A 6458-nucleotide genomic window follows, 5' to 3' on the forward strand; every position below is an offset into this window, starting at 1 on the left:
TTTAGTAAAGGGAACAGGGAATAGGGAATAGGGAGTAGGGAGTAGGGAATAGGGAGTAGGAAGTAGGGAAAAATTTTGTGTACTTAATAGCTATTAAAAACGCTAGATAATTTAAATTACATGTAAGCATTCAGCCGTGAGCTAAAAGCTCACGCGTGCGCGTTCAGCTGTCAGCCTAATCCTTAAAATAAACCTCGTTCGCGTAGCGTGCGTGGCACAGGCTTCTAGCCTGTGAAGTAGCGCATTAGCTGATAGCTAATAGCTGCATGCTTACTAGCAATGTTACTGTCCAGGTGGGAAATCAGCTAGTTGCTTGGCATCTGTGATTACGATTTGAGGCTTGCCATCCTGATTGGGAGGATAAAGACTAGCGGTTCCAGAAACATACACATAGCCTCGACCCGATTTAGCATAGCGGGTTTCAATTAGTCGCAAGATGGTTTGAGCTGCTTCGGAATCCCGATCGGGAATCCAGAGATTAAACCGGTGAAATTTTGACCCAGCGTAGATCAGAGCACCATTACCAGGCCATTTATTAATCCCTCCTTGCAGGTCACACAATACTGTGATTTGGTTGCCAGCTTTAGCCGCTTCTACGATACCATTGTAGTTTAGACGCACCGATAGCACCCTGGCTTGAGTGCCTGCGTAACGGTAGTCTTCTACCACCTGGTTTCGTAAATGCCACCAAGGAATCAGCGTGGTATAGTCTCTGCTCTTGCCACCAGCATTGGTGGCTGGATCCCAAATCCCTATGCTTTTTGCTTGAGCCTCCGCCTCCGCCTCCATAAACTCGCGGTGATAGAGGCGCGACGAGCCATATTTTACAAAATAAGGGCTCCAGCCTTCCCGCACAATACGCAGATTAAAATTCTCCTGCTCTCCGGCTTTGTAGATATAGCAGAGCAATCGCCCATAATTGCCCCGATGTTTATCCAGGCAAACCTCCACCGGATCGTTGGTGTCGAATTCAAGATCCACCCATACATCCTGATTGGGTATCCCTTGCTCGTTTGCCCCGAAATACTCCTTCGCCCATTTTGAGGCCAGGATGCCAGCGTTGGTTATCGGTTTACTGCCAGCGCGCTGACTTTCCTCTGTGTCAAGACAAACAAACCGAATTGATTCTTGCTCATTATCCAAGAGTATCTTGATGGTGTCACCGTCAACAACTTTGATCAGTTTGAGATTTTTGATGACTGTACCTTTCATTAGCTCTCCTCTTTGTTAGTCAACCGTGAAATGAGGGATTATAATTGCTTGTTGTTTGAGGTGCAGCGCCAGAAGATATAATGGGTGTGAGATAACTGTTTTTCTGACCTTTCCTATAGGATATCATGTTTTTACAAATCTAGTTTAGTCAGTGGAGTTTTATCTCCAGTTTGATGTTGGTTAAGGCTCCTTTATTAGGGAGCAGGTAACAGGGACTAGGGAGCAGGAAAAAAATTTTGTGTACTTCATAGCTATTAAAGACGCTAGATAAGTAAAATCACACCTAAATATAACAATATAAGTAGAGTTTAGGATATAGTATTTTGGTTTATATCATGTCAGAATACCTTTATTTAAAATCTCCACCATCTCCCCATCTCCCCATCTCCCCATCTCCCCATCTCCCCACCCTCCCTACTCCCTACCCCATTAAAAACTGCTATAGTTATGACTGACGGTAAGACTTGGTGATAAAAACCCTGGGAGAGGATTTAATGAAACGACAAGTGAGACAACTTACGTTAGGAATGACTCTGATCGCTTGCTTAATGGGTTCAGTTGCCTGTGAGTCAACCTCCTCTGTAAAAAAAACTAAAGTTCGTTCTGCCCATAGTAACTGGGTCGAGGAACAGTTTCAAACCCAAATCGTCAATATTGGTCTGGAAAAACTTGGTTATGAAATCGAAGAACCGAAAGAAATTAGCTATCCGATCATTTATGTGTCTGTGGCTAATGGCGAGCTAGATTATAGTACTATAAACTATGAAAAATCACATCTAGAATTCTTTAAAAATGCTGGGGGTACCAAAAAAATAGAGCGAGTTGGAGTTATTACTCCTGATGTGATCCAAGGCTATCAAATCGATAAAAAAACGGCGGAGAAATATAACATTACTAACCTGCAACAATTTAAAGACCCAAAGATTGCGAAACTATTTGATACAGACGGCAATGGTAAAGCTAATTTAATCGGTTGTGATCCTGGTTGGTTTTGCGAAGTGATAGTCGATCATCACCTCAAAGCTTACGGACTAGAAGATACTGTTGAACACACTAGAGGACAATATATCGTGCTACTCGCCGATGTTATGACTCGCTACAAGCAAGGAGAAAGCATTTTATACTATGCGTTGTATCCTCACTGGATATCTACAATATTAAAACCGGATCAAGATATAATTTGGTTAGAAGTTCCCTTTACCTCTCTTCCTGAATCCCAGAAAAATCTAACTGAAAAAGACACCTCTGTAAACGGAAAAAATCTTGGATTTACTGTCGATCGCCAGCGCATTGTTGCTAACAAGAAATTTTTGGCGGCTAACCCGGTGGCGAAGCGTTGGTTTGAACTGGTTCAAATTCCCGCTGAAGACATTAATGTTGAAAGCCTAAAGATCAAAGAGGGTGAGAGCAGTCCAGAAGATATTCGTCGCCATGCTAAAGAGTGGGTTGAAAATCATCAAGAGTTGTTTGATAACTGGGTAGAAGAGTCAAAAAAGGCAGGAGGTGATTCGACCTAGATTCAACCGCTTCGCCTTAAAGGGTGACAAGGGGAGTAAAGAGTAGTAGTGAAGGGGGGGTAAGCGCCGAAAGAGTCAAAAAAGATTAGGGTAGTCTATGACTAGAGAATGCAAATCTTCGCAGATCCAACGGTTAACCCCAAGAGCCGCTCTGGGAAAACCCCGAGGAAATACAAGGATTCTACCTATACGCCCTGTCGTTTGTTAAGTAAGATTTATATTATACCAAATTAGATCCAAATTAGATGCGATTACCCTGTACAATACACTCTGAAGCAAAGATAACTTACTCGTTCGTTTGATATAGCGGTTTTCAATTTGGTGAGGTACAGATTACCTGGTTTTAGGGAACAGTAAAGAGGAACCAAACCGTAACCCATCCTATGAAAGTAAGAGGTAACAGGGAAAAAACCTGTGTACCTCATTATGCTAGAAACTGCTATAATAAACTCAATGGCACATATGCTTCCGACTTTATGGTTTTTAGTGCCCAAATTATGTCTATATCTTCCTATAGATGATAAGTTAAGATGAACAACTCCTTGATTTGTAGCTATAACGAATGGGACCCTCTCGAAGAAATAATTGTTGGAACTATTGACGGGGTTACAGCACCTGTTTTAACCCATGATATGAAGACATTCATACGAAAGGACTACTGGAGCTTCTATCAGCAGTACGGTGGACGAACCTACCCTAAAGAATTAGTCGAGAAGGCAGCGAAAGCTCTCGATAACCTTCAAGAAGTACTCGAAGGAGAAGGTGTAATTGTACGAAGACCAGAATCTGTTGATTATGCCCATCGTATCTTTAAAACACCTTATTTTGAATCACCAGGGTTCTTTAATGCTGATGTGAGGGATGTCTTGCTAGTTGTGGGTGACGAAATCATCGAAGCGCCCATGTCTCAAAGATGCCGCTATTTCGAGTTCTTGCGCTATCGTCCCTTAATCCAAGAATACTTCCAGCAGGGGGCACGCTGGACAGCGGCTCCCAAGCCCAAAATGTCTGATGCCCTCTACGATTGGGACTATCCTGAAGAAGATATGGCCCTTTTCCGGGGGGAATCTACTGTGCCACATAGCGTCGGCCCTCTTAATGGTCGCTTCATTACCACCGAGTCGGAACCTTGCTTCGATGCAGCTGATTTCACTCGCTTCGGCAGAGACATTTTGGCGCAGAGAAGCCAAGTCACTAATGACTTGGGAATTCAGTGGATGCAGAGGCATCTTGGCTCGGAGTACCAAGTCCACACAGTCAAGTTTCGTGATCCAAGCCCAATACATATCGATGCAACTTGGGTTCCCATCGGCCCAGGGCGTGTCTTGTCTTGCCCCGATCGTCCGTGCATCTCACCCGATATCCTAGAGATGTTTAAGCAGGGAGGCTGGGAGATTCTTTATCCTCCTAGAGGCGTGGCAAACGCCGAATTTCATATGTCCAGCCGCTGGCTTTCTATGAATATTCTGATGATTGATGAGGAGCGAGTGGTTGTGGAAAAGAGTGAAGAACCAACGATCAAGTTTTTTAAAGAGATTGGACTCAAACCAATTTTGGTAGACTTTAAAGATCACTATATATTTGGTGGAGGGTTGCATTGTTCAACTTGTGATGTGCGCAGACGGGGCACATTGAAGTCATACTTCTAAGTAGGTGGGCATAAATAAACGCAGATGGTCATGGCAGTCGGTTGAGCATAAAAGGTACTGAAGAGCCGATTTGGTATGACTGGTTATGATTGACGGTAAGACTTAGTGATAAAAACTCTGGGAGAGGATTTCATGAAACGACAAGTAAGACAACTTACGTTAGGAATGACTCTGATCGCTTGCTTAATGGGTTCAGTTGCCTGTGAGTCAACGTCATCTGTAAAAAAAACTAAAGTTCGTTCTGCCCATAGTAACTGGATCGAGGAACAGTTTCAAACCGAGATAGTCAATATTGGTCTCAAAAAACTTGGTTATGAAATCGAAAAACCGAAAGAAATAACCTATCCGGTTATTTATGTATCTGTGGCTAATGGCGACCTAGATTATAGTACTATCAACTATGAAAGAGGACACCAAGAATTTTTTGACAATGCTGGGGGTACCAAAAAGTTAGAGCGAGTTGGAGTTCTTACTCCTGATGGTATACAAGGCTATCAGATTGATAAAAAAACGGCTGATAAATATAATATTACTAACCTGGAACAATTTAAAGACCCAAAAATTGCGAAACTATTTGATACAGACGGCAATGGTAAAGCTAATTTAATCGGTTGTGATCCTGGTTGGTTTTGCGAAGTGGTTATCGATCATCACCTCAAAGCTTACGGATTAGAAGATACGGTTGAACACACTAGAGGACAATACATTGTACTACTCGTCGATGTTATGACTCGCTACAAGCAAGGGGAAAGTGTTTTATATTATGCTTATAATCCTCACTGGATATCTACCGTATTAAAACCGACGCAAGATGTAGTTTGGTTAGAAGTTCCCTTTACTTCTCTTCCGGAATCGCAAAAAAATCTAACCGAAAAAGAAACCTCAGTAGACGGAAAAAATCTCGGATTTGCTGTGGATCGTCAGCGCATTATTGGTAACAAGAAATTTTTGGCGGCTAACCCGGTGGCGAAGCGTTGGTTTGAACTGGTTCAAATTCCGGCTGAGGACATTAATGTTGAAAGCCTAAAGATCAAAGAGGGTGAGAACACTCCAGAAGATATCCGTCGCCATGCTAAAGAGTGGGTTGAAAATCATCAAGAGTTGTTTGATAGCTGGGTAGAAGAGGCAAAAAAGGCAGGAGGGGATTCTATTTAAAGGGAATAGGGAATAGGGAGTAGGGAGTAGGGAGTAGGGAGTAGGGAGTAGGGAGTAGGGAGTAGGGAGTAGGGAGTAGGGAAAAAATTTGTGTATCTCATCGGTATTAGAAAGGCTATATAAGTTAAATTACATTAACCAAAAAATAACCAAAAAAGTGATGATTTTTCATAGCATCGCTTTTTTGGATTACCCCTAAAATTTCCCAAAAAAAATTTTCAAAACCCTTGACAAAAATATGTATAATCATTATTATTATAAATATAACGACGAATTCAATGTTTGATTCATGTCAAAAAACCCAAACCTAAAAAAACAACCTGTTGAGCACACTCTAAAAGGCTCTCGTCAAGCAGTAATGCATAGTATGCACATGCTTTATGCACTGGGCTATGCAGAGATTTGCGAGTGGAGCCCTCTGGAGCCAACTGATGTTCCAGACGAAGTGATTACTACAATGATGAAGTATTGGCTGTTGCCATAACAGCTTAAATTTCTGGGGGGTTTTCCCCCCAGGCAAAGGCTCCGGTCTAATCAAATAAGATCACATCAGGTTAGGTTTGGGATCTGACTGACATCAAAATTTAAATCCACTTACTGTGGCATTGAAAAAGCCGTGGACATTATGTCTACGGCTTTTTTTTGACTATATATGGGTTGATAATATGGGTTTATTAAGACTTAAACTTTTTCAAGTTAGTGCTGATTATTTTGATACTTATATACCGGTTATCATAGTAATGAAGTACACCAGATTTTTCCCCAACTCCCGACTCCCGACTCCCGACTCCCGACTCCCGACTCCCGACTCCCGACTCCCGACTCCCGACTCCCGACAAAAAAAAAAAAAAAAAAATAATAAAACTGGAGTGCGACGAAGCACTAAAAAAAAGCTAAAATTGATATAAATGCAAAAAGGCAATCA

General features: G+C 42.1%; 7 protein-coding genes. 5 read left to right on the plus strand and 2 right to left on the minus strand.

Translation table 11 applies throughout. From position 1 onward, the window contains the following. Position 1 precedes the first annotated feature (1 nt). Positions 2-130, minus strand: a complete 129-nt coding sequence (locus tag F6J90_RS42755) for a hypothetical protein (protein WP_293108832.1) — start codon at positions 128-130, stop codon at positions 2-4. A gap of 152 nt (positions 131-282) precedes the next feature. Continuing rightward, on the minus strand, positions 283-1212 hold the full coding sequence (locus F6J90_RS42760) for a thermonuclease family protein (protein ID WP_293108834.1): 930 nt from the start codon (positions 1210-1212) through the stop codon (positions 283-285). 494 nt (positions 1213-1706) lie between these two features. On the opposite strand from F6J90_RS42760, the gene proX (F6J90_RS42765) reads away from it, so the two are divergent. From proX (F6J90_RS42765) to F6J90_RS42785, 5 genes are all read left to right on the plus strand, one after another. Beyond that, positions 1707-2729, plus strand: a complete 1023-nt coding sequence (gene proX, locus F6J90_RS42765) for a glycine betaine/L-proline ABC transporter substrate-binding protein ProX (RefSeq protein ID WP_293108836.1) — start codon at positions 1707-1709, stop codon at positions 2727-2729. A 530-nt stretch (positions 2730-3259) separates the two neighbouring features. Next, complete coding sequence (locus F6J90_RS42770) at positions 3260-4378, plus strand: NarL family transcriptional regulator (protein WP_293108838.1); 1119 nt, start codon at positions 3260-3262, stop codon at positions 4376-4378. Between the two features lie 132 nt (positions 4379-4510). Then, positions 4511-5533, plus strand: a complete 1023-nt coding sequence (gene proX, locus F6J90_RS42775; RefSeq protein ID WP_293108840.1) for a glycine betaine/L-proline ABC transporter substrate-binding protein ProX — start codon at positions 4511-4513, stop codon at positions 5531-5533. A 289-nt stretch (positions 5534-5822) separates the two neighbouring features. After that, entirely contained in the window at positions 5823-6017 is a 195-nt protein-coding gene (locus F6J90_RS42780; RefSeq protein ID WP_293108843.1) for a hypothetical protein, read from the plus strand. A gap of 256 nt (positions 6018-6273) precedes the next feature. Further along, a complete protein-coding gene (locus tag F6J90_RS42785) occupies positions 6274-6441 on the plus strand; it encodes a hypothetical protein (protein WP_293108845.1) in 168 nt (55 codons plus the stop codon). The last annotated feature ends 17 nt before the right edge of the window (positions 6442-6458 follow it).

It is taken from the genome of Moorena sp. SIOASIH (genome assembly GCF_010671925.1).
Lineage (GTDB): Bacteria > Cyanobacteriota > Cyanobacteriia > Cyanobacteriales > Coleofasciculaceae > Moorena.